This is a genomic window from Gordonia jinhuaensis (assembly GCF_014639795.1).
GTDB lineage: Bacteria > Actinomycetota > Actinomycetes > Mycobacteriales > Mycobacteriaceae > Gordonia_B > Gordonia_B jinhuaensis.
In genome coordinates, this window is the sequence record NZ_BMGC01000012.1 from 1 (window position 1) to 21,646 (window position 21,646).

17 protein-coding genes and 1 pseudogene are annotated in these 21,646 nt (G+C 67.5%); 14 read left to right on the forward strand and 4 right to left on the reverse strand.

Annotated elements, in window-relative coordinates; translation table 11 throughout:
- Positions 1-117: 117 nt before the first annotated feature.
- The 3 genes from IEW22_RS10070 to IEW22_RS20470 all read left to right on the forward strand — a co-directional run bounded on the left by IEW22_RS10070 (position 118) and on the right by IEW22_RS20470 (position 2,172).
- A complete protein-coding gene (locus IEW22_RS10070) occupies positions 118-498 on the forward strand; it encodes a hypothetical protein (RefSeq protein ID WP_188586487.1) in 381 nt (126 codons plus the stop codon).
- Entirely contained in the window at positions 495-1,598 is a 1,104-nt protein-coding gene (locus IEW22_RS10075; RefSeq protein WP_308421384.1) for a glycosyltransferase family 39 protein, read from the forward strand. Before IEW22_RS10070 ends, IEW22_RS10075 begins: the two co-directional genes overlap by 4 nt.
- A 421-nt stretch (positions 1,599-2,019) precedes the next feature.
- On the forward strand, positions 2,020-2,172 hold the full coding sequence (locus IEW22_RS20470) for a hypothetical protein (protein WP_308421385.1): 153 nt from the start codon (positions 2,020-2,022) through the stop codon (positions 2,170-2,172).
- A gap of 41 nt (positions 2,173-2,213) precedes the next feature.
- Here IEW22_RS20470 and IEW22_RS10080 read toward each other — a convergent pair whose 3' ends face one another.
- Entirely contained in the window at positions 2,214-3,353 is a 1,140-nt protein-coding gene (locus tag IEW22_RS10080; RefSeq protein ID WP_188586488.1) for a beta-mannosidase, read from the reverse strand.
- 67 nt (positions 3,354-3,420) lie between these two features.
- Here IEW22_RS10080 and IEW22_RS10085 point away from each other — a divergent pair, with 67 nt between their 5' ends.
- From IEW22_RS10085 to IEW22_RS10130, 10 genes and pseudogenes are all read left to right on the forward strand, one after another.
- On the forward strand, positions 3,421-4,989 hold the full coding sequence (locus IEW22_RS10085; protein ID WP_188586489.1) for a carboxylesterase/lipase family protein: 1,569 nt from the start codon (positions 3,421-3,423) through the stop codon (positions 4,987-4,989).
- Between the two features lie 23 nt (positions 4,990-5,012).
- The gene (locus IEW22_RS10090) at positions 5,013-5,501 is read left to right on the forward strand and encodes a DUF2599 domain-containing protein (RefSeq protein WP_188586490.1); all 489 of its coding nucleotides are present in this window, start codon (positions 5,013-5,015) and stop codon (positions 5,499-5,501) included.
- A 101-nt stretch (positions 5,502-5,602) separates the two neighbouring features.
- Positions 5,603-6,547 (forward strand): metal ABC transporter solute-binding protein, Zn/Mn family, encoded by a 945-nt coding sequence (locus tag IEW22_RS10095; RefSeq protein ID WP_229742418.1) that lies wholly within the window; start codon positions 5,603-5,605, stop codon positions 6,545-6,547.
- 5 nt (positions 6,548-6,552) lie between these two features.
- Positions 6,553-7,389, forward strand: coding sequence for a metal ABC transporter ATP-binding protein (locus tag IEW22_RS10100; RefSeq protein WP_229742420.1), 837 nt, complete (start codon positions 6,553-6,555; stop codon positions 7,387-7,389).
- Positions 7,386-8,297, forward strand: coding sequence for a metal ABC transporter permease (locus IEW22_RS10105; RefSeq protein WP_229742422.1), 912 nt, complete (start codon positions 7,386-7,388; stop codon positions 8,295-8,297). Before IEW22_RS10100 ends, IEW22_RS10105 begins: the two co-directional genes overlap by 4 nt.
- Entirely contained in the window at positions 8,294-9,166 is an 873-nt protein-coding gene (locus IEW22_RS10110) for a metal ABC transporter permease (RefSeq protein WP_229742424.1), read from the forward strand. Before IEW22_RS10105 ends, IEW22_RS10110 begins: the two co-directional genes overlap by 4 nt.
- A 123-nt stretch (positions 9,167-9,289) precedes the next feature.
- Complete coding sequence (locus IEW22_RS10115) at positions 9,290-10,270, forward strand: alpha/beta fold hydrolase (RefSeq protein WP_188586491.1); 981 nt, start codon at positions 9,290-9,292, stop codon at positions 10,268-10,270.
- Complete coding sequence (gene mshA / locus IEW22_RS10120) at positions 10,267-11,637, forward strand: D-inositol-3-phosphate glycosyltransferase (RefSeq protein ID WP_188586492.1); 1,371 nt, start codon at positions 10,267-10,269, stop codon at positions 11,635-11,637. Before IEW22_RS10115 ends, mshA begins: the two co-directional genes overlap by 4 nt.
- A 62-nt stretch (positions 11,638-11,699) precedes the next feature.
- Positions 11,700-12,365 carry a type III secretion system chaperone family protein gene (locus IEW22_RS10125; protein ID WP_188586551.1) on the forward strand — a complete coding sequence of 222 codons (666 nt, stop codon included), beginning with the start codon at positions 11,700-11,702 and terminating at the stop codon, positions 12,363-12,365.
- 115 nt (positions 12,366-12,480) lie between these two features.
- Positions 12,481-14,059 (forward strand): annotated as a pseudogene (locus tag IEW22_RS10130) (AMP-binding protein).
- 269 nt (positions 14,060-14,328) lie between these two features.
- Here IEW22_RS10130 and eccE read toward each other — a convergent pair.
- Positions 14,329-16,743 (reverse strand): type VII secretion protein EccE, encoded by a 2,415-nt coding sequence (gene eccE / locus IEW22_RS10135; protein WP_188586493.1) that lies wholly within the window; start codon positions 16,741-16,743, stop codon positions 14,329-14,331.
- 222 nt (positions 16,744-16,965) lie between these two features.
- Between eccE and eccB the strand changes: the two genes are divergently transcribed.
- Positions 16,966-18,444 carry a type VII secretion protein EccB gene (gene eccB / locus IEW22_RS10140; RefSeq protein ID WP_188586494.1) on the forward strand — a complete coding sequence of 493 codons (1,479 nt, stop codon included), beginning with the start codon at positions 16,966-16,968 and terminating at the stop codon, positions 18,442-18,444.
- 80 nt (positions 18,445-18,524) lie between these two features.
- On the opposite strand, the gene mycP is transcribed toward eccB, so the two are convergent.
- Positions 18,525-19,985: a type VII secretion-associated serine protease mycosin gene (gene mycP, locus IEW22_RS10145; protein ID WP_229742425.1), complete on the reverse strand. Its 1,461-nt coding sequence runs from the start codon at positions 19,983-19,985 to the stop codon at positions 18,525-18,527.
- Positions 19,982-21,535, reverse strand: coding sequence for a type VII secretion integral membrane protein EccD (gene eccD / locus IEW22_RS10150; RefSeq protein ID WP_188586495.1), 1,554 nt, complete (start codon positions 21,533-21,535; stop codon positions 19,982-19,984). The genes mycP and eccD overlap by 4 nt, the downstream gene beginning before the upstream one ends.
- Positions 21,536-21,646: the final 111 nt, after the last annotated feature.

Here is a 21,646-nt window from a genome sequence, read left to right on the forward strand (position 1 = left end):
ACCGCCTCGGCAGATTGACCCCCATTGAATTCGAGACCATCATCAACCACGAGGCCCCTCAGGCCGCGTGACTAACCCTGTCACCTATCCGTGCACCAGGCCCACATGCTGTTCTGGATGATGACCTTCGTGTGGGTGATCGGTCAGGTGGGACTGATCGCCGAACTGTTCCCGCCCGGGGTCTACTACCCGGCGATGATCTCGTTCATCTTCGGCAACTCGGCGACCATCTACATGAACCTGATCGCACTGCGTGAGGATCAGCGGAGCGCACTGATGTGGCCTGCCCTGGTGGTGCCGCTCTACTGGGTGTTGATGAGTATCGCTGCGCTCAAGGGCATGTGGCAGATGATCTCGGCACCCTCGTACTGGGAGAAGACTGCTCACGGTCTGGCCAACGACGAATCGGCGTCGGGCACTTCCGGTGACGGCGATGCAGGCATCGGGACGCCGACGGCCGGGGGTTCGGCGCCCCCGGATACGGCGACTGCGACATGAGCCGGATCACCGCGCTGCGCTCACGCGCTCCGGGACTGTCGATCTATCTGGCGGCCTTCGTCTTCTACCTCGCCATCGGCCTCTACCTCAACGTCACCGTGCAGTTCATACTCGGAGACACTCTGTCGAGAGTTGCTGCCGCACAAGCGGTGTTGTTCAGTCGCTTCCCGCACCTGTCGGCGATCGGCTTCGTGTTCACCCCGCTGACCGCGATCGTCCAGCTGCCGGTGGTGGCGTTCAGCCGGATCTGGCCGGTGATCACCGCCGACGCGATCTCGGCGGTGATCATGTCGGCGTCGTTCATGGCGGGTGCGGTGTTCATGCTCTTCGGGATCACCCGCGACCGCGCGCTCCCCTGGACGATGTCCTCGGCGGTCACCGTGCTGTTCGCGATCAACCCGATGATCGTGTTCTACGGTGGCAACGGCATGAGTGAGGCGCCGTTCGTCTTCTTCCTCCTGTGGGCGGTGCGCCGACTGTTGCGGTGGGTCGACAGCGACGACGTCCACGACCTCACCACATGCGGGATCGCCCTGGGCCTGGCCTATCTCGTGCGTTACGACGCGGTGGCGGCCACCATCGCGGTGGCCGTCGTGGTGGCGATCCGTACCTGGACGCGGGCGCCGGAGGAGGGGCGCCGGCGGCGGGTGCTGCTCGACGTGGTGCTGGTCGCCGGGCCGGCGTTCTTCGCGTTCGTGGTGTGGGCGGCCACGAGCTGGCTGGTCACCGGAAATGCCTTCGAGCAGTTCGAATCCCAGTACGGCAACGCCGCGATCCTGCGCGAGTCCGGTGGTCGGGCACCGGAGTCACTGGTGTCGGCGATCAAGTTCCCGATCATCGAGATCGGCATCCTGGCACCGGGACTGGTCGTGGTGGTCGGTGTGGTGGCGCTGGTGCGGGGTGTGCGACGTCGATGGTGGCCGTTCGTGGTGCCGGTGATGGTCTTCGGTTCGGTGCTGGCCTTTCAGGCGCTCACCTACATCCGCGGCTCCACCTTCGGCTTCCTGCGGTTCTACATCGTCGCGATCCCGCTGCTCGCGGTGTTGGCCCTGCTCATGGTCCCGGCCCGCCGGGTGCTGCCGGCCAAGCGCCCCGGGTGACTCGCGCAGATGCCGCAGCCACGCGGTTCCGAGCGCCCCGCAGTACGCGCGGTGGCATCGGTGATGGCGGTGGTCGCGGTGGCCGTCTGCATCCCCGTGACCCTGTGGGGAATGCTCTCGCGCACCTATGCCCCGCAGGAGTTCCCGCTTCATGCGGTGGTCTTCCGTGAGGACACACCCACCTCGGAGCGAGTCAAGCAGGAGCAGAGGGTGCTGCGCACGTTCGCCACTGAGCGCCGGCTGGCCGAGGTGATCGACGCGCTGCACCTGCCGAATTCCTCGGTGCTCAGCGACACCCAGGACGGCTTCGCGATCATCACCCGCTCGCGGCGCCCGAAACAATTCGTCCAGCCCTCGGACCACGACTTCAATCGACATCCTCAACGATCCGGTCGATTACAACATCCGGCTGCTGATCGCCGTGCCCAAGACCGGTCGCGGTGCCTCGAATGCGCTCAACATCCGCTATCCCACCCTGTACGAGAACGGGGCCGGCATTGCCGATCTGATGCTCGAGATCCCCAACCCGTCGCCGAATCAGCCCAGTTACCGCGTGTACCGGCTGCGGCGCTGAGACACGGCTGGGTTCAGGTTTCGGGGCTCAGGGTTCGGGGTTCAGGGTTCGGCCAGGTCGGCGACGACCGAATACAGCGGATCGCCCAAGCCGATGTCGAAGGTGCAGTCCTGTGGCCGCGGGTCGGGCACCCATGCCCACAGCAGCGCTCCGTCGGTGCCCGCCTGTCGCTGTCCGATGATCTTGGTGCGCACGTTGTCTGCCCGTGTCTGCAGCGATCGGCATGAGCCGGCATTTTCCCCGATCTCGGCGACCACCAACGGCTTTGCGACCTCCTTCGCCTGCTGTATGCGGCGCGCGAGTCCGTTGTACCGGTCGCCGGGAAGTGGTACGCCGTCGGCGCCGTAGTCGTGGTATTCGAGGACATCCATGTCGGGCGAGGCGGCGATCGTGGTGTATTCGTCTCCGGCGGTGCCACATTGACCACCGCCCGTCTGCCCGCCCCAGATCGGGTGCTGGCTGTCAAGGCGTCGCAGCTCGTCACCGGCGGTGTCGACGAAACGCCGCAGTACCGCAGTGGCGTCGTCGGGGCAGCGGCGCGCCGACTCGCCGCAGTCGAAGGACGTGCAGATGAGCGGTTCGGGTTCGCCGACGAGGGTCCAGCCCGCCAGAGTCGGCTCGTTGCGCCACCGGGTGACCGCGGTGGCCACCCACTGGGAGAACGTCTGATGCAGTGAGGCCGGCGTCGAATGCCACCCCGAGGCGAACCAGTCGCGGTCCTTGAAATGGTCACCTTCGCACGCCCCGTCGCCGGCGGCGAGTACCGGGACCACGAATTGATCGTGCCGCTTGGCGGCGGCGAAGACGTCGTCGATCGCACGGAAGTCCGCACGTCCGGTGTCGACGTTCACCGCCAGCGCGGCGAATGCGTTGAAGCGAGTCAGCGAATGCGGCGGCAGCGAGGCGAAATAGGCCTCGGGATCGTTGGTGGCGCCGCATCCGGGGTTGAGCGCGTGATTGCTGGCCAGCTGATAGGCGTTGAAACCGGTCGGCCACCAGGGATGCCCGTCCAGTGTCAACCCGGCGGGTGTGGCCGCGACCCGACTGGAGATCGACTGCGGCGTCACCGTGGTGTGGTGGCCTGAGCGCGTGCACTGTGTGAACGTCAGTGTGACCACGGTTACGGTGAGAGCCGACACCAGCGACGTCGTGATGCGCCGAAGACCTCCGCGAATGACCATGACAGCGTCAGATTAACGCGCATCGACATGCGCCGGGGTCGCGAACGAGCAGGAGGGAAACGTCGAGATGAGTGCAGATGGCGGCACCACAGCCGGTGGGCTGAGCGTGACGACCGAATCGGGGACGGTGCGCGGCATCCGTGACGGTGACGTGCGCAGTTGGCGCGGCATTCCCTATGCGGCCCCGCCGGTCGGCGACCTGCGGTTTCGTGCCCCGTCGTCCCCGGTGCCGTGGCAGGGTGTTCGGGCGGCGACCGACTTCGGTGCCGCGGCCCCGCAGTCCAAGATGTTCACCGCCCTCGGGATCGGGGTGCGCGGCGTGCGCTACCAACGCCGCGACGAGGACTGTCTGACCCTTAACATCTGGGCGCCCGACACCGCAGACGCCGACGGGCCGTTGCCGGTGATGGTGTTCATCCACGGCGGCGCCTACATCCTCGGCAGCTCCGCGACGCCGCTGTACAACGGGCGCGATCTCGCACGACGCGGGGTGGTGCTCGTGACGATCAACTATCGGCTCGGCGCGCTCGGCTACCTCGACGTGAGTGCATTCGCCACGCCGGAGCATCCGTTCGACTCCAATCTCGGGCTGCGCGACCAGATCGCCGCACTGGCCTGGGTGCAGCGCAACGTCGCCGCCTTCGGGGGAGACCCGTCCAACGTCACCGTCTTCGGCGAGAGCGCCGGCGGTAACGCGGTGACGACCCTGCTCGCGGTGCCCGCCGCAGCAGGTCTGTTCGCCAAGGCGATCGCGCAGAGTTCGGCACCGAGCCTGACACTGCATGCCGACCACGCCCGCGCGTTCGCGACCGAATTCGTCGAGATCCTGGCCAGATCCGGTGACGCCTCAACCGCATCCGCCACGCCGGCCGAGATGCTGGCCGGCGCCTCGGTCGGCCAGCTCGCGGCGACGATGTCGACACTGTCGGCCCAGATCGGCAAGCAGATGCCCGGCCTGCAGCCGTGGGGACCGTGTGTGGACGGCGATCTGTTGCCGGTCGATCCCATGGACGCCGCAGACGCCGGGACCCTGACCCAGGTGCCGGTGATCATCGGCACCAACCGCGACGAGGGGACGCTGTTCACCAAGCTGTGGGACATCCTGCCCTCCACACCGTCGCGGATCTCACGGATGTTCGACGCCACCGATGTGGCCGCCGCGCAACGGGTGCTCGCCGCCTACCCCGGATTCCCCGACACCGACCACGGCGCCCAGATCGCCGGTGACGCGGTGTTCTGGGCTCCTACGATCGAGTTCGCGGACGCGATCAGCGCGGTGACCCCGACCTACGTCTATCGCTACGACTATGCGCCGATGACCATGCGCGTCAGCGGTTTCGGGGCGACGCACGTCTCTGAGCTCTTCGCGGTGTTCGGTTTCTACCGGTCGTTCGCCGGCCGCTCGCTGAGCACCATCGACCGGCGGAAGTCGTTGCGCGTCACCGACGATGTGCAGTCGCGCTGGGTGGCATTCGCCCGCTCGGGGATGCCCGGTGAGCAATGGCCGGTCTACCAGACGCAGACACGCATCGTCCGGGTGATCGACGACCGGTCCTATCTGGTGTCCGATCCGCGCGCCGATGTCCGACAGGCGTGGCGCGGATACGTCGGGTACCGGGGCGGCATCACGGCGTGAGATCTCGGGCTGGTGTGACGGCGATGATCGGGGTACTGGGGTCGGCGCTGCTGATCGCGGCGTGCGGCTCGGGCGGTGGTGACAGCGGGGCATCGGGTCAGGGCGCGGAATCCACGTCAGTCTCGGCACCCTCAGTCTCGTCGGTACCGGTCTCGTCGGTGTCTTCGCTGACTGCCGAACCGCCCTACGTCGACCACGTGACCTGGGTGCAGACGCCGCTGGGCCCGAGTCTGCAGGTGGTGCCGACACCGGCCGGACGGGTGGCCCACGGTACCGACGCAGCCGGGCGCGACGCAGGCGACATCGCCTGGGCGGAGGTGGTGGACGACAGTCAGGCGACCGGTCGCACCGCCGACACCCCGGGGATGCAGGCGCAGTTCACCTGTCATTGGTCGTTCGCGCGACTGGTCGAACCCGACAAGCCGTCGTGGAATCTCGAACCCTGGCGACCGGTTGTCGACGAATCGCAGATGATCGCCACCCGGTGCAATCCCGGCGGCCCCGAGGAGTGAGCTGTGCCGGCCGAGTCGGACGAAACCGGCGATATTGACAATGGCTTTCATTTGCAGTTAGCGTCGTCCCGACATTTCGACACGACGCTGGGGTGATGGTGATGAGAGCTGGGTTCGGCCGTGGACGCCGCCCGCACATGATGGGGCTGCTGGTCGTACTGGTCGCCGCGGTTGCGGTGGTGGCCGGTTGTGACGCTTCGTCGGGTGGCAGCAGTCGCGACGCCGACGGCAAGATCGTCGCGGTGGCCACCACGAATGTGTGGGGGAGCATCCTCTCGCAACTCGGCGGCGACAAGGTGTCGACGTCGTCGATCATCAGCAACCCGAACACCGACCCGCACGACTACGAGCCCTCGCCGGCCGATTCGCGGCTGATCGCCTCGGCGTCGGTGGTGGTGCAGAACGGAATCGGATACGACTCGTGGGCAGCGAAATCGATTGCAGCCAACCCGAATTCGAACCGCGAGGTGATCACGGTCGGTGATGTGGTCGGAGTTGCCGACGGCGGTAACCCGCATCAGTGGTACTCGCCCGATTCGGTGACCAAGACCGCCGCCGCGATCACGGCCGCCCTGAAGAAGGCCGACCCCGACCAATCGGATTATTTCGACTCCCGGCTCAGCGAATTCGATGGGACCGACCTCGCCGAATATCATCAGCTCATCGACGAGATCAGACGTGAGTACGCCAACACACCCATCGGGGCGAGTGAGAGTGTGGTGACCCCGCTTGCCCAGGCGCTGGGTCTGGACCTCAGGACGCCGTCGGGCTTCCTCTCGGCGATCAGTGAGGGGGCCGACCCGACGGCCGCCGACAAGGCCACCGTCGACCGTCAGATCTCCGACCGCGAGATCAAGGTCTACGTGTTCAACAGCCAGAACTCCACCCCCGACGTCCAGGCCCAGGTGGACATGGCGAAATCCGAAGGCATCCCGGTGGTCTCGGTCACCGAGACGCTCTCGCCTGCCAATGCCACCTTCCAGAGCTGGCAGGTGGCCCAGCTACGGGCGCTTCGCGACGCGCTCGCCTCGGCGACGCGACGGTGACACCGGTGGAGTCCGGCACCTCCGACGCGAATGTGGTCGTGGCGATGAACGATGCCGCGGTGCGTGTGGGCGGCCGGACCATCTGGTCGCATGTGAGCATCGAGGTGCGTGCGGGTCAGTTCGTCGCGGTGCTGGGGCCCAACGGTGTCGGCAAGTCGACGCTGCTCAAGGCGGTACTCGGGCTCATCCCGCTGTCGGAGGGGTCGGCGTCCGTACTCGGTGCTGCGCCGGGGGAACACAATGACCAGATCGGTTATGTGCCCCAACGCCGTTCGTTCGATTCGTCGGCCAGGATCCGCGGTCGCGACATCGTACGGATGGGCTATGACGGCCATCGGTGGGGAATCGCCCTGCCCCAATGGTTTCCGGGGAGCGCAAGCCGGGAGGCGAACCGGCGCGTCGACGAGGTGATCGATCTGGTGGGTGCGCAGGCCTATGCCGATCGTCCCATCGGGCAGTGCAGCGGCGGCGAGCAGCAACGACTGCTCATCGCCCAGGCGCTGGTGCGTCGGCCGCCCCTGCTCGTGCTCGACGAACCCCTCGACAGCCTCGACGTGACCAACCAGGCGTCGGTCAGCGCACTGATCGAGAAGATCTCCACCGTTGCCGGCGTCGCCGTGATGATGGTGGCCCACGATGTCAACCCGATCCTGCCCTACCTCGACGAGGTCATCTACGTCTCCGGAGGCGGCGCGTTGTCGGGGACACCGGAGGATGTGATCACCACGGAGACGCTCTCGGCGCTCTACGGCACCGCGATCGACGTCCTCACCGATCGCACCGGACGACTGGTGGTGGTGGGCCAGCCTGACATCCACGCCACCCACGAGGACGAGCGGTGAATCCGGTCTTCGGGCCGAACCTCGTCGACGACATCCGTCAGATGTTCGAGTTCCACTTCATGGTCAACGCCCTGCGTGCGGGGACGATCGTGGCGCTGGTCGCCGGACCGATCGGCTACCTGATGGTGCTGCGGCGGCAGTCGTTCGCCGGTCACACGCTGTCGGTCATCGGCTTTCCCGGCGCCGCCGGGGCCACATGGTTGGGGCTCAACGCCACGGCCGGATACTTCACCTTCTGCATCGCGGGCGCGATCATCATCGCGCTGTTCAGTGGATCGCGGTCGAGTTCTCCGTCCGGACAGGGTGATTCGGCGCTCATCGGAGTCGTGCAGGCGTTCGCACTCGCCTGCGGATTCCTGTTCATCAGTCTCTACCACGGCTATCTCGAGGGCATGAACACCTTGCTGTTCGGCTCGATCACCGGTATCGCCGACTCGCAGGTGGTGGTCCTCGCGGTCTCGGCGGTGATCGCATTGGTGGTGGTCGCACTGATCTGGCGTCGGGTGGTGTTCTCCAGCGTCGACCCCGTGGTCGCGGCCACGCGCGGCGTGAACGAACGCCTCACCTCGGTGGTCTTCCTGGTCCTGCTGGCGATCGCGGTGGCCGGCACCAGTCAGATCACCGGCAGTCTGCTGACCTTCGCGCTGCTCATCGCGCCGGCCGCGGCCGCGGCACGCCTGACCGGCAGGCCGGGACTCGGTGCGATCCTGGCGACGGTCATCGCACTGGTGGTGGTGTGGGCGGGGGAGACCGCGGCGTACTACTCGCCGTACCCGATCGGCTTCTGGGTCTCGACGTTCGCGTTCGCCGCCTTCCTCCTCGCGCTGATCTACCGTGGCGTCCTCGATGCCCGGGGCAGGCGCGCAGTCGGGCGGCGACGCGAGTCGGTGACAGGGGCGCTCGGGTGAACCCGCTGGCGGGGCTGTCGCACATGCTCGACCACGCGTTCTTCCAGAACGCACTGCTCGCCGGTACCGCGGTGGCGTTCATTTGCGGACTGGTCGGGTTCTTCGTGGTGCTGCGCACCCAGGTGTTCGCCGGGGACGCGATGTCACATGTGGCCTACACCGGGGCGGTGGCAGCGCTGGCCGCCGGCGTCGACCTGCGACTGGGCCTGTTCGCCTCCACGATCGTGGTCGGTGTGGTGCTCGGCCTGCTCGGCGGCCGCGGCGAATCCGACGACGTGGTGATCGGCGTGGTGTTCTCGTGGATTCTCGGTCTGGGCGTGTTCTTCCTGGCCTGGTACACCACCCACAACAGTGCCGGCGGCAGCTCGTCGAATGTGAAGGTGCTGTTCGGCTCGATCTTCGGCATCGCCCGGCACGACGCCGCGGTCGCGGTGATCATCGCCGCCGTCCTGGTGGTGATCCTGCTCGCCATCGCGCGGCCGTTGCTGTTCTCCAGCGTCGATCCGGCTGTCGCGGCGGCACGCGGGGTTCCGGTGCGCCCGCTGTCGATCGTCTTCCTCGCGCTACTCGGCGCGACGGCCGCCGAGGGTGCGCAGATCATCGGATCCCTGCTGCTCCTGGGTCTGCTCGCGGCGCCACCCGCCGCCGCGCGACTGCTCACCGACCGCCCGTGGCGGGCCTTCTGGCTCTCGGGTCTGCTCGCCGTCGCGGCGGTGTGGATCGGACTGGTCATCGCCTATGCGGCGCCGCGGCTGCCGCCGAGTTTCACCATCATGACCGTGGCCGTTGCCGAATACGCGCTGGCCGGAGTGTGGTTCTGGGTGCGCGGACACCGCCTGACGCGCCGCGAGGAGCGGGTCGCCGCCTGAGGCGTGATCGGGGTCGCGGGATGTGCAGGGTGCCTGACCTCCGTCGATGTCGGACGTGGCGGGCGGCAGCGATCTGGCGCTCCACGGCGTGACGGGCAGGACCTCATCGTTATGGTGGACTCCATGTGTTCTGCGAGGTCGAGGGATGTCGGGGATCCGACGCGATCCACGGGGCGACCGTCGGGGGAACTACTGGTCGCCGACAACGACGGTCTGTCGATCGCTTACCGGGCGTGGGGCCCGCGCACCCAGGTCGGCGGCCGGGCTGCGCTGGTGTTCATCCACGGCTGGGCACAATCGCATCGCGCATGGGGTGGACCGTTGCTCGCAGGTCTGGCCACTGGTCGCCGCGTGATCGCGATGGACCTGCGCGGACACGGCGCCTCGGGGATTCCCGAACTCGGCGAATACCCCTCGGCCCACTTCACCTCCCGGCACTTCGCCGGTGACGTGCAGGCAGTGCTCGAGGCCGAAGGTCTGCAGGATCCGAGCCGATCGGGCGGGTATGTGCTGATCGGCTGGTCGTACGGCGGGCTGGTCGCCTGCGATCACCTCCGCGCCGTGCAGGACGGCGGTGGTGTGGGGGGCGACAGCAACACCGGAACCGCCGGCCTGCGGGGACTCGTACTGGTCGGTGCGATCACCGGTATCGGACGCGACAGCCTCGGCGGGCAGGTCGGGTCGGCGATGCGCCGAGCGCTCCCGGATGCGCTGTCCGAGCAGACGCCCGTGGCGGTGCGTGCGCTGGCCTCGTTCGGGTCGGCGATGGTGCCCGCCGACCGTGCCGACCTCGGCGCGACCTCACAGTTGCTCTTCGGTACCTCGCTGGCCACGCCGCCCGCGGTGCGCCGTGCGCTGTTCACCCGGTCGGCAGACAACGACGGCACGCTGGCCGCGCTGAGCGCGCCGGCGCTGGTGATCCACGGCACTGCCGACACGGTGGTCGACATTGCCAGTGCGCGCCACAACGCCTCGGTGCTCGGTGACGTTCGTACGCACTGGTGGGAAGGCGTGGGTCACGCGCCGTTTCTCGCCGACCCGCAGCGGTTCGCCGCTGAGATCGAGGAGTTCCTCGTCGAACTCGACTCCGCGGTGGTCTCATGACCAGGAGGAGCGGTGCCGCGAAGACTCCACGACGGGTCGCGCTGATCTCGCTGCACACCTCGCCGCTCGCCCAACCCGGTGTCGGTGACGCCGGCGGGATGAACGTCTACGTGTGGCAGAGTGCGTTACGTCTGGCCAAGCGGGGCGTCGAGGTGGAGATCTTCACGCGCGCAACCAGTTCCGCAGATCGCCCGACTGTACAGGCCGCACCCGGGGTGTTGGTGCGCAACGTGGTGGCCGGGCCGTTCGAAGGCCTGGACAAACACGACCTGCCGACCCAGCTGTGCGCGTTCACCGCCGGGGTGCTGCGGGCGGAGGCGGCCTTCGAACCCGGTTACTACGACGTGATCCACTCACACTATTGGCTATCGGGTCAGGTGGGCTGGCTCGCCCGTGATCGGTGGGGGGTGCCGCTGGTGCACACCGCGCACACACTTGCGGCGGTCAAGAATCTCGCGGTCGCCGGAGACGATGTGCCCGAACCGCATTCGCGTGAGATCGGGGAACAACAGGTGGTCGCCGAGGCCGACCGACTGGTCGCCAACACGCGCACCGAGGCCGATCAGCTCACCGACCTCTACGGCGCCGATCCCGAACGGGTCGACGTGGTGACCCCCGGTGTTGATCTCGACTGTTACACACCGGGTTCCAGGCAGCAGGCGCGTGCGCGGCTGGGTCTCGACGTCAACGAGACCATCGTCACGTTCGTGGGGCGCATCCAGCCACTCAAGGCCCCCGACGTGTTGCTGCGCGCGGCGGCACCGCTGATCCGGCAGGGGAATGGCGCCCGACGTATTCGGGTACTGGTGGTCGGCGGTCCGTCGGGTACCGGACTCGCGCGGCCGGAATCGCTCATCGAGCTGGCCGCCGACCTGGGTATCTCCGAATCGGTCACATTCCTGCCGCCGCAACCCGCGCAGGTGCTGGCCGATGTCTACCGCGCCTCGGATGTGGTTGCGGTGCCCAGTCATTCGGAGAGTTTCGGTCTCGTGGCCATCGAGGCGCAGGCAGCCGGTGTTCCGGTGATCGCGGCAAACGTCGGCGGACTGTCGGTCGCAGTGCGTGACGGCGAATCCGGGGTTCTGGTCGAGGGTCACGATCCGGCCCGCTGGACACAACGTCTGGACTCGATGCTCGCCGATCCGGCGCTGTTGCAGTCCATGGGGACCGCCGCCCACACCCATGCGCAGTCGTTCTCCTGGGAGCACACCGCCGACGAACTCCTGGGTTCCTACACGCGGGCCATCAGCAGCTTCGCCGCTCGCGCGGGCAAACGGCAGGCCGACACAGATCGATCCGGCGTCGCAGACCGTGGTGGAGTCAGACGCCGCGGGCTGCGCGCGATCCGACGGACGGGAGTGGCATGAGCGACAACAACAGCAGTGGTACCAACAGCAGTGACAACACGTCAGGGGGATCGACGCGGGCGGTGTCGGTCGTCGAACTGTCCGACCGTATCCAGTCGGTGCTCCGCGATCGGGGAATCACCTTCAGCCTCAAGGAATCCGGTGGTTCCGAGAGTGAGCACATCGTTCTCGAGCTGCCCGGCGAACGCAAGCTCAAGACCACGGTGCTGCTCACGGTCAGCAAGCCCGGTGTGCGGGTGGAGGCGTTCGTCTGTCGCCACCCCGACGAGAACTTCGAGGGCGTCTACCGCTTTCTGCTCAAGCGCAACCGGCGGATGTATGGGGTGGCCTACACCATCGACAACATCGCCGACATCTATCTGGTCGGGCGGATGTCAGCGGAGTCGGTCAGTGCCGACGAACTCGATCGTGTGCTCGGTCAGGTACTCGAGGCCGCCGACGGCGACTTCAACACGATCCTCGAGATCGGCTTCCTCACCTCGATCCGCCGCGAGTGGGCGTGGCGATCGTCGCGCGGGGAGTCACTGCGCAACCTGCTGGCCTTCGAGCACCTGATCGACCTCGAGACCATGCCCTCCAAGGGTGAACCGATCCCGTCGCAGTACGCGCCGACGCGCACTGCCGACTCGTCGAGTCCGGACGCCGGCGCCGGTGTGGCGAGCGTGAACGATTCCGGAGGTACGTCGGATGTGAGTGTGACCGATTTGGCGGGTTCGCCGGGAGAGTGAGCCGTTCTGGGCGGTGTGTGTGTCTACTGCGGTAACGGATAGCAGTGTGGTCTGCACCACGAAGGACTTGATAGTGTGATGTTGCTTGTCTCACCGAGTCCAGGAGCTCTCACCCATGTCTTTCAAGAGTCCGTATGCCGAGGTCGTCATCCCGGAGACGACTGTCTACGACTTACTGTTCGCGGAACTGTCCGAGGAGGACGCCGCCCGTCCCGCGATGATCGACGCCTGGTCGGACACCACCACCAACTACGGTGAACTCAAGCAGCAGATCGATGCCTTCGCCGGAGCGCTCGCGGCTCGCGGGATCGGACCCGGCGACGTGGTGGCCCTCGACGCACCCAATTCGACTGCCTTCGCCATCGCCTTCCACGGCATCCTGCGGTCGGGTGCCACCGCGACGACGCTCAACGCGCTGTTCATCGGACCCGAAGTGGCCAAGCAGCTCACCGCGTCGAAGGCGAAGTTGCTCGTCACGGTGAATGCGCTGTACCCCAACGCGATCGAGGGCGCGCACATCGCCGGCCTCGACGACTCCGACGTGTGGGTGCTCGACGGCGAGGGGCTGGCAGCCGGCCCCCACGCCAACGCGGCCGACATCCTCGGTCCCGCGCATCCGGCGCCGGAGATCGACATCGATCCGGCCACGCACCTGGCAGTGCTGCCCTACAGCTCGGGGACCACCGGCAACCCCAAGGGTGTGATGCTCACCCATCGCAATCTGGTGGCCAATGTCGCGCAGATCCAGCCGCTGCAGGACACCACCCCCGACGACAACATCATCGCGATCCTGCCGTTCTTCCACATCTACGGGATGACGGTGCTGCTCAACGCCTCGCTCAACGCGCGCGCGACACTGGTGGTGATGCCGCGCTTCGACCTCCCGGAATTCCTCGGAAACATCGAGAAGTACGGTGTCACTTACGGTTTCATCGCACCGCCGGTCGCAGTGGCACTGGCCAAGCATCCCATCGTCGACAATTACGACCTGTCCTCGTTGAGGACCGTCATGTCAGGTGCGGCACCGCTGGATTCCGAACTCGGCGAGGCGGTGGCCAAGCGACTGAACCTGGTCATGATGCAGGGCTACGGCATGAGTGAGCTCAGCCCGGTCAGTCATTGCATGACGCGTGACCGTGGTCAGGCTCTGTTCGGCGTCACCGCGCCGCTGGACTCCTCGGGCTGGCCGGTTCCCAACTCGGAGAACAGGATCGTCGATCCGGCGACGGGTGACGACATCGAGATCCCGGCCGAAGGTCTCAGCGAGCCCGGCGAGCTATGGGTGAAGGGACCCAACGTGATGGCGGGCTACCTCGACAACCCGGATGCCACGAAGACCACGATCGACGACGACGGATACCTGCACACCGGTGACCTCGCCCAGGTCGACTCCAACGGCTGCGTCTACATCGTCGATCGCCTCAAGGAGGCCGCCCGCCGAACTCGAGGCGCTGCTCTTGACGCACCCCGATATCGCCGATGCCGCCGTGATCGGCGTCAACGACGATGACGGAGAAGAGATCCCGAAGGCATTCGTGGTCCGCCAGCCCGATGTCGAGCTCACCGACACCGACGTGATGGAGTTCGTCGCGAGCAAGGTGGCCCCATACAAGAAGGTCCGGCGCGTCGAGTTCATCGACGCCATCCCGAAGTCGTCGGCAGGCAAGATCCTGCGCAAGGATCTGCGCCGCTGACCACCGGCTCTCACCGCCCTCTCACACCGCACCGCCGGCGAGGTTCTCCTCGCCGGCGGTGCGGTTTTGTCAGGCGCGCGCGGAGCGCGCTGCTCGGCGCGCTGTGAACTGGTTGCGCGGGTGCGTATGCATCCAGTTTTCGTGTACGCGACCTGTGCAGTGGGTGCGTTTGTCAGAACTGGTTGCGAGGAGTTCCGCGCGATCAGTTCACGATGCGAACGCACTCTCCCGCAACCAGTTCGCCTTGGTTGGGGATCAGGACGCGGCGATCAGTCGTCGGCTCGATGGGGGGTCGGGCGGGTGGGGGTGGGGCGATGGTGCCCACCCTGATCTTGTCCACCCTGGCCCTGCCCGCGCTGATCCGGCCGACCCTGTCCTTGACCGCCGACCTGGGTGTGTGAGCCCTGTCCGTCGCGAGGTCGCTGGGGAGCGGTGTTACCGCTGTTCTGCGGGGGTTGCGGACGACGCGGCGGCATCTGGCCCTGCGGTCGCTGCTGAGAGGGCATGCCGTCACGCGCAGGCGCCGGCTGTGGCGGTTGTCCGCTGCGATGGTTGCCGCTCTGCGGATGTCTGCCCGGGGCCGGCTGGGGCTGCTGTGGTGGCCGCTGCTGAGCACCGGGACGTGATCCCGGCTGCTGTGGCATGGGCTGTTGTGGCATGGGCGGTTGCGGCATAGGCCGCTGTGGCATCGGTTGCTGGGGAACGGGTTGCGGCGAGCCGTGTCCGCGCCCGGTCGGATAACCCTGACTGTGAGTCCCCGGCCCTTGCGGGAAACCACCACGAGGACCCCCACCCGGACCGGAACCCCCGCCGGGACCGGAACCGCCGGGACCAGGGCCACCAGGACCAGGACCGCCACCGGGACCAGGACCGTAGCCCTGCTGCGTCTGGCCGCCCTGCAGGTATCCACCCGACACCGGGCCGGCGTGTAAGCGTCGGTTCTGCGACGCGCGACCAGCGGCTCCGGCGCCGACGGCCACCGGCTCGGGCTCCTCGGAGACGTTGCCTAGTAGTTGGTTCTCACTGGGCATCGCGACCAGCGAGACGCGCTCGCTGTGCGTGCGGGTGACCACCGTGACCGACGAGGGCGTCGCGGGATCCTGGACGAGCAGCACGTCGACGCCCACCGGCACATCCGCCGATTCGGCAGGCGTGCGGTGCACGCGCAGATGCGAATTGATCGACGGCTCCTCCATGGCCGCGGCACTGTCGAGAACACAGAGGTCATAGGTGGTGATCGCGTTGCGCTGAGTGGTTTGCCACGACGACACCCACAGCAGCGCCGGATTGCCCACCGACTCGACCAGTCGCCGCCAGGAGTTGGGGCGGTCGGTGTGTACGAGGATGCGGGCACCGATCGCCGAGGCCCGAGCGACGAGCTGCTGTGCCAGGTAGAGGCTGCCGTGCAGTTGCACGCGTCGCACATCCGAACCGAACAGGTTGATCGCCGCGGCATGGCCGGAACGATCGGCGCCGAGCAATTGCCCGCAACCGCCGTCGGGAACGCGGATCGCGTCGAGGTCGGCCAGTTGTCCGCCGAAGGTCGGGACCAGCGGCAGCGACGGGTGTGCCACCGGCAACGTCATCCGCAGGGCCGGGCGCTGGTCGCCGTCCAGACGCGACAGGCCGGCGACCGAGACGGTCTCGTCGGCGTTCACGCCGTTGTAGCGGACCACCGTGCGCACCGCGAAGTCGCCGGCGTCGCGACCACGTGTCCGGCGCGAGCCGGTGGAGATCGAGTGGGTGACCACCGTCGACACCGCGGGCGTGGTCCAGATGTCGGTGAGGGTCTGTTCGTCGAGCTGACCGCTCAGCGCATACGACACCGTGGCGTACTGGCCGAATGTGACCGCATTCCAATGCTCTTCGGCGCTGTCGGGATCGACGTGGTCGACCACCTCGCCGTGGAGTCGACTGATGGAGTTGGCGTTGAGCGGGGTGGCGACGTAACCCGACAGTGCGAGTGCGGCCGCCAGGCGACGAGTTGCGGTGGTGGCGGTCCGGATGACGCCGGTCGACCCGCCGCCGCGGGCCTCGATCGCGTCGGGGCACAGCAGCGGATCCAGTCGCATGACCAGCCACACGTCCTGGTGGGAGATCACCGGCAGCGGACCGATCAGGTCGGAGTAGGGCTGGGTCAGATGGTGTGCGCCGCGCACTCGCCACCCGTGGCTGACCACGTCGATCGATTCGACGTTGATGTCGAACTGGTCGAGCGCTCGTGCGACCACACCGAGGCTCAGACCACGACTGGAGACGATGCCGGCCTCGGGGGACAGTGCGAACAGCTCCGGCGTCCGGCTGATGCGGATCACCGAGATGACCTTGCCGCCGTCCCAGCGCAACCCCACGAGGTCGCCATTGAGAGTCGGCACGTCGAAGGGGGCCTCGGGCCGGTGATCGCCCGCCCCGGCACGCGGGCGACGGGTGTAGGCCAACCGCCGGCGCAACCGCTGGGGGAGTGCGACCCCGCCGGGGCGTACGACCGCCAGCACCAGACCCACCACGGCCACCGCTGCGGTCACACCGGCCGTGATCGACATCGACACGTGTTGTGAAGCGAGCACCGCGAAGATGACGAGTGCCACCAACTCGATGAGGATGACGTCGGCGAGGGGGAGCACGCTGCCGATCAGGGATCGTTTCGGCACGAGGCCGGACTCGCGATTCGGGCTGCTGCTCACGGCCGACACGATAACAAGCCGCCCGATCGCCCGAGCAGGTGAGACGGGACTGCGCCTGCACCTGCCCTCCGGGCGAATGACCGACTGTCGTGCGGATGACCGACAGCGGGTCATCCGGCCGAATGGATCGGCACACCTCGACGCCGGTTCGCTGTCCGACTCGCAGACCACGTCCCCTACACTTCGGGCTGACATTTTCGTAGGTGGGGTGGACGAGAGCAGATGGCGCAGCGGACGACGAAGACTCAGGTCAACGGCTACCGGTTTCTCTTCCGGCGCCTCGAGCATGCGTTGGTTCGCCGCGACGTCCGGATGATCCACGACCCGATGGGCGGTCACATCCGTTCGGTGATGGTCGGACTGGTGATCACCGTGCTGGTGGTGGGTGCATCGGTCGCCCTTGCGGTGTTTCGTCCGCAGGGGTCGGTCGGTGACTCGAAGATCCTCTTGGACCGCGATTCCGGCGCGCTGTACACGATCATCAACGACACCCTGCACCCCGCCCTCAACCTCGCGTCGGCACGTCTGGCCACCGGTAGCCCCGAAGATCCGAATGCGGTGAAGGAATCGGTTCTCTCGGGCTACAAGCGCGGGCCCGCCATCGGCATCCCAGGTGCGCCGTCGTCGCTGAACATCCACAAGGATGCGACGTCGACGTGGACCGCGTGTGACCAGGCCGACGAGCCCGCCAACCCCGAGAGTTCGCTGCAGGTTGGTGTCATCGGCGGCCCGCTGGACTCGGGTGCACATCTGAGCGCACTCGGCCCCACCCAGGCGCTGCTCGCCGAGAACGGCGGCAAGAAATACCTGGTGACCGCGGGGCATGTGGCTGAAGTGGACATGTACTCGTTCGCCATCCGACAGGCGCTCGGGCTGCAGAATGCGAATCCCCGGCCGATCAGCGCGGCGGTCCTCAACGCGATGGCAACCGCACCCGACATCGACGCACCGCAGATCCCCGATCGCGGCAAGCCGGCGCCGTGGGATCTCTCCGGTGCACGCATCGGATCGGTGATCCAGGTCGACGGCACCTCGGAGAGCACGCTCTACGTGGTGCTCGACGACGGCATCCAGCAGATCTCCGAGGTCGCCGGCGACGTCATCCTCAACGGGGGCGACAAGAACACCACCGAATCGGTGGTCAAGGTGGCGCCGGGTGCGATCGCCGACATCAGGCAGGTCTCCGATCTCGATCTGTCTGCCATCCCGGCCACCCGGCCGACGATCGTCGACGGGACCAGCCAGCACGTGCTGTGCTTCTCCTGGAGCAAGAAGGGCGATGACAAGGCGTCGGTGGCCACGTTGATCGGTGACCGATACCCGCTGTCGTCGTCGGCGACGATGGTCAACGTGGTGGGTGCGACCGGCAACGGTACGGCGGCCGACGTCACCTATATCCCCGGCGGCGCCGGCTATTTCGTGCGGGCCACCGGCAGTGAGCCCGACAGCACCCGGGCCGACGGTCAGTTCTACGTCGCCGACACCGGCACCCGGTTCGGTGTCCCCGGGGAGTTGACGAAGCCACTGGGGTTCACCGATGCCCCCAAGAGTGCCCCCTATGGCGTGATATCGCTGCTGCCTGCCGGTCCGACGCTCTCGCGTGATGCCGCGCTGGTCGCCCACACCGACCTCGAGGGCACTGCCGGTGAGGCGATTCCCGGCGACCAGGACTCGGGCGCCTCAGCATCTGACGGCAACTGAGATCCTGGTCCGCACAACATGGTGCGGTCACGTGCGACCGGGATCCGGTGCGTCGGTGAGGTGAATCTGACGGTCGACTTTCAGTAGTCGATGTCTTCGCGCAGTCGTTTTGCCCGGCGGCGTGGAGCCACCGCGAGCCAGATGACGCCTGCGGCGACGACAGCACCGGCCGCGACACCGAGTGCGACGTAGCGCGGGGTGTCGCTCGGTGTGTGTACGACCACCGGCGGCGCGATCTCCTCCTGTGCGTACACGTTTCGCGTGTTGGGTGTGTACGGGAGGCTGTCTGACAGGGCAGCCACCGGATCGATCGCGCCGTACCCGACGGCCTGATCGCGTCCGTCGCTGAAACCGTGGGCGGTCCGTTCGATGCGTTCGATCACGTCGTGAGCCGACATCCCCGGGTTCTTGGCCCTGATCAGCGCGGCCAGGCCGGCGACGATCGGTGCGGCATAGCTGGTCCCCGCGATCGGTGCCGCGGGTTTGGCGCTGCCGTCGGCGTTGTTGCCCTGCGTGGTACCGGTGGCGATGGGATCGCCGCCGCGTTTCCAACTCAGCGAGATGAACCCCGTGCCGGGCGCGGCAACACCCACCCACGGTCCGTGGAGTGTGAAGGAGGCAGGATCGCCGCCGTCGGTGGCCCCGACGGTCAGCACGTAGTCGGAGAACCAGGCAGGGCTCGCCTGCATCCGAACACCACCCCACGGGTCGCTCGGGTCGGCGGGGTTGACCAAAGGGTTCTGAATGTTGCACTTGCCCTGATCCTGGACGTTGCCGGCGGCGGCGACCACCACGACGTTGCGCTGGTACGCATAGCGCACGGCCGCGCCCAGTGGCCCGTCGCCGATGCTGCGTCCCACCGGCTCGCACGCCGCCTGCGAGATGTTGATGACGGTCGCACCCTTGTTGACCGCCTGCACCACGGCGCGGGCCATCGTTGCCACGTTGCCGTAACCACCCTCGTCGGCTGTCAGTCCGCGCTGGTTGTCGGAGTCCTGCTGTCCTTTGACCCGGAAGTAGTCCGAATGCTGCCTGATTGCGATGATCGACGCGTCCGGCGCCACCCCGGCGAAGCCGTCCGACGCGCTGGGATGTCCGGCGATGACGCCCGCGACCATCGTTCCGTGTCCGTCGCAGTCGCTCGTGCCGTCGCCGCCGCTCACGTAGTCCCCACCCGGGATGACACTCAGTCGCGGCACCCGCGCCACACCGGAGTCGATCACCGCGATCTTCTGACCGGCGCCGCGACTGAACTTCCACGCTTGCGCGATGCGCAGCTGGGTGAAGTAGTCCGGTGGCGAGGTGTGGTCGCCGCCGGTGGACGGTGTCGCACAGAGACTGGCCTGTTCGGTCGGCTGGGTCGGTCCGATCGGGCTCGCCGACGGCACCGGCCCACTCACGACGGGCGGGGTGACGGCGCCGGCCGAACTCGCGGTCACTGTCGCACCCGTTCCGGCGCAGGCGGCGACGATCGCTGCCGAGATGAGGGTGCGGGTGGCGGCGTCGAGCCGGCGACCAGCGCTGTGAGAGAACACGGTCACAGGCCGCGAGCCAGCCCGTACACCCCCAGCACCCACGCGGCGAGCGGGATGGTGGCGGTGATCATCAAATACTCGGCGAACTCCCCGATGCGACGCATGACCGGGGAGAACTCGGCGCGCGGTGCGAGGACGCCGAAGTATCCCGAGGCGACCGCGATGAGGATGGCCAGACCGAAGCCGACCACCGGCCAGACGCCGCCGCTGAAGGCCAGCAGCGCGAACACCGCCAGCAGCCCGGCCAGACCCACGCCGATCAACGTGGCGGCCTGCACGAGATCGGCGTGCGAGCGTCCGCGCAGGATCAGCGCCATCGACACCAGGACCGCGAGCACCACGCCCTGCCAGTAGAACCCGTGCAGCGGGATCGCGGTGATCACCGCCGCGGTCGCCGTGACCACCGACGACCCGAGCATCAACCCCGACAGATAGCTGTTGGCCGACTTGGCGCGCACCTCCAGTGCGGTGGCCTCGGGCAGGGCCAGTGCCCCGATCGCCGAGACGCCGGCGTTGACGTTGTTGTGCTGTGGGGCCTCGAGCGTCTCGAGGTTGACCCCCGCCGAGGGCACGGTCGGGATCGGCAGACGGGTGAACAGGATCGTCAGCCTGGGAGCGATCAGGGTGACCAGCAGAGCCACCACAGCGATGATCGCGGCCGATTTGGCCACCGGCTCCTGCCAGAGCACCTGGATGGCCGCACCGATGGCCACCAGCACACCTGAGGTGAGCAATGCCATATGGGTGAAGGGGTGACCTGCGGTGATACGCAGCGACAGCAGCGCGATCACGGCCACGATGGCCGAGCCGACGAGCCAGCCGACCGATCGGTCGTCGCCGCCGATCGCTGTGTACCCCGCCAGGAAGCCGAAGAGCGCCGATGCCGTGGTGAGCGCTGCGGCGAAGCCCATGTCGGACAGGACCGAGGACACCAGGGCGGCGCCGACGAGGAACGCCAGCGCGGCGACGCCGGCGATCACGGTGAAGGCGATGCGATGAGAGGCCCACGGGCCCAGAACCGACCACACGACGGAGCTGAATGCCGCGACGAGCAGCCCGACGATGCCCAGCCACCGAGCCGCCACGGGTGTCCAGGCGGCGAACTCGCGGCGGTTGATGCCGGCGACGGCGTCGATGACGTCGTCGTAGAGGGCGGGCAGTTCACCGGCGGCGCTGGTGTGCAGGACCAACAGGTCGCCGTCGCGCACGCCCACCTCGGTCAGGGTTCGGGACTCGTCGAAAGGCGTGTCGCCCACCCGGCCCAGCGACCACTGCGAAGAGAGGTCGTCGGGAACCGCGCGCGCCTCGCCGAACTCATTGCGCAGCAGCAGTCGGGCCAGCTCGGGCAGCAGCGCGGCGATCGCGACGTCCGACGGCAGGCCGACGTCGACCTGCGTGTTGCCGCACAGCACCGACACACGTGAGAGCTCGGCTTCAGCGGCACGTGAGGCTGTACTCGAGCTGGGTGTTCCACCGATGGTGGGCACCGGGACCGAAGTGGCGCCCGGCGCGGACATCGCACGCGACAGAGATGACCCCGGTACGGAAGTTGTCATGTGAACGCGATCCTCCCCGATCATCACCGCTCAAAACCAGACCGTACGATAGCTGACGCGCCGAACCCGAGAGTGATGACCGTCATTCATACGACATACGGCAAGAGGCGC

Excerpts from the sequence above, each read along its gene's own strand:
- IEW22_RS10070 (WP_188586487.1), top strand. The coding sequence starts at position 118 with ATGATGACCTTCGTGTGGGTGATCGGTCAGGTGGGACTGATCGCCGAA.
- IEW22_RS10075 (WP_308421384.1), top strand. The coding sequence starts at position 495 with ATGAGCCGGATCACCGCGCTGCGCTCACGCGCTCCGGGACTGTCGATC.
- IEW22_RS10080 (WP_188586488.1), bottom strand. The coding sequence starts at position 3,353 with ATGGTCATTCGCGGAGGTCTTCGGCGCATCACGACGTCGCTGGTGTCG.
- IEW22_RS10085 (WP_188586489.1), top strand. The coding sequence starts at position 3,421 with ATGAGTGCAGATGGCGGCACCACAGCCGGTGGGCTGAGCGTGACGACC.
- IEW22_RS10090 (WP_188586490.1), top strand. The coding sequence starts at position 5,013 with ATGATCGGGGTACTGGGGTCGGCGCTGCTGATCGCGGCGTGCGGCTCG.
- IEW22_RS10095 (WP_229742418.1), top strand. The coding sequence starts at position 5,603 with ATGAGAGCTGGGTTCGGCCGTGGACGCCGCCCGCACATGATGGGGCTG.
- IEW22_RS10115 (WP_188586491.1), top strand. The coding sequence starts at position 9,290 with ATGTGTTCTGCGAGGTCGAGGGATGTCGGGGATCCGACGCGATCCACG.
- mshA (WP_188586492.1), top strand. The coding sequence starts at position 10,267 with ATGACCAGGAGGAGCGGTGCCGCGAAGACTCCACGACGGGTCGCGCTG.
- eccB (WP_188586494.1), top strand. The coding sequence starts at position 16,966 with ATGGCGCAGCGGACGACGAAGACTCAGGTCAACGGCTACCGGTTTCTC.
- eccD (WP_188586495.1), bottom strand. The coding sequence starts at position 21,535 with ATGACAACTTCCGTACCGGGGTCATCTCTGTCGCGTGCGATGTCCGCG.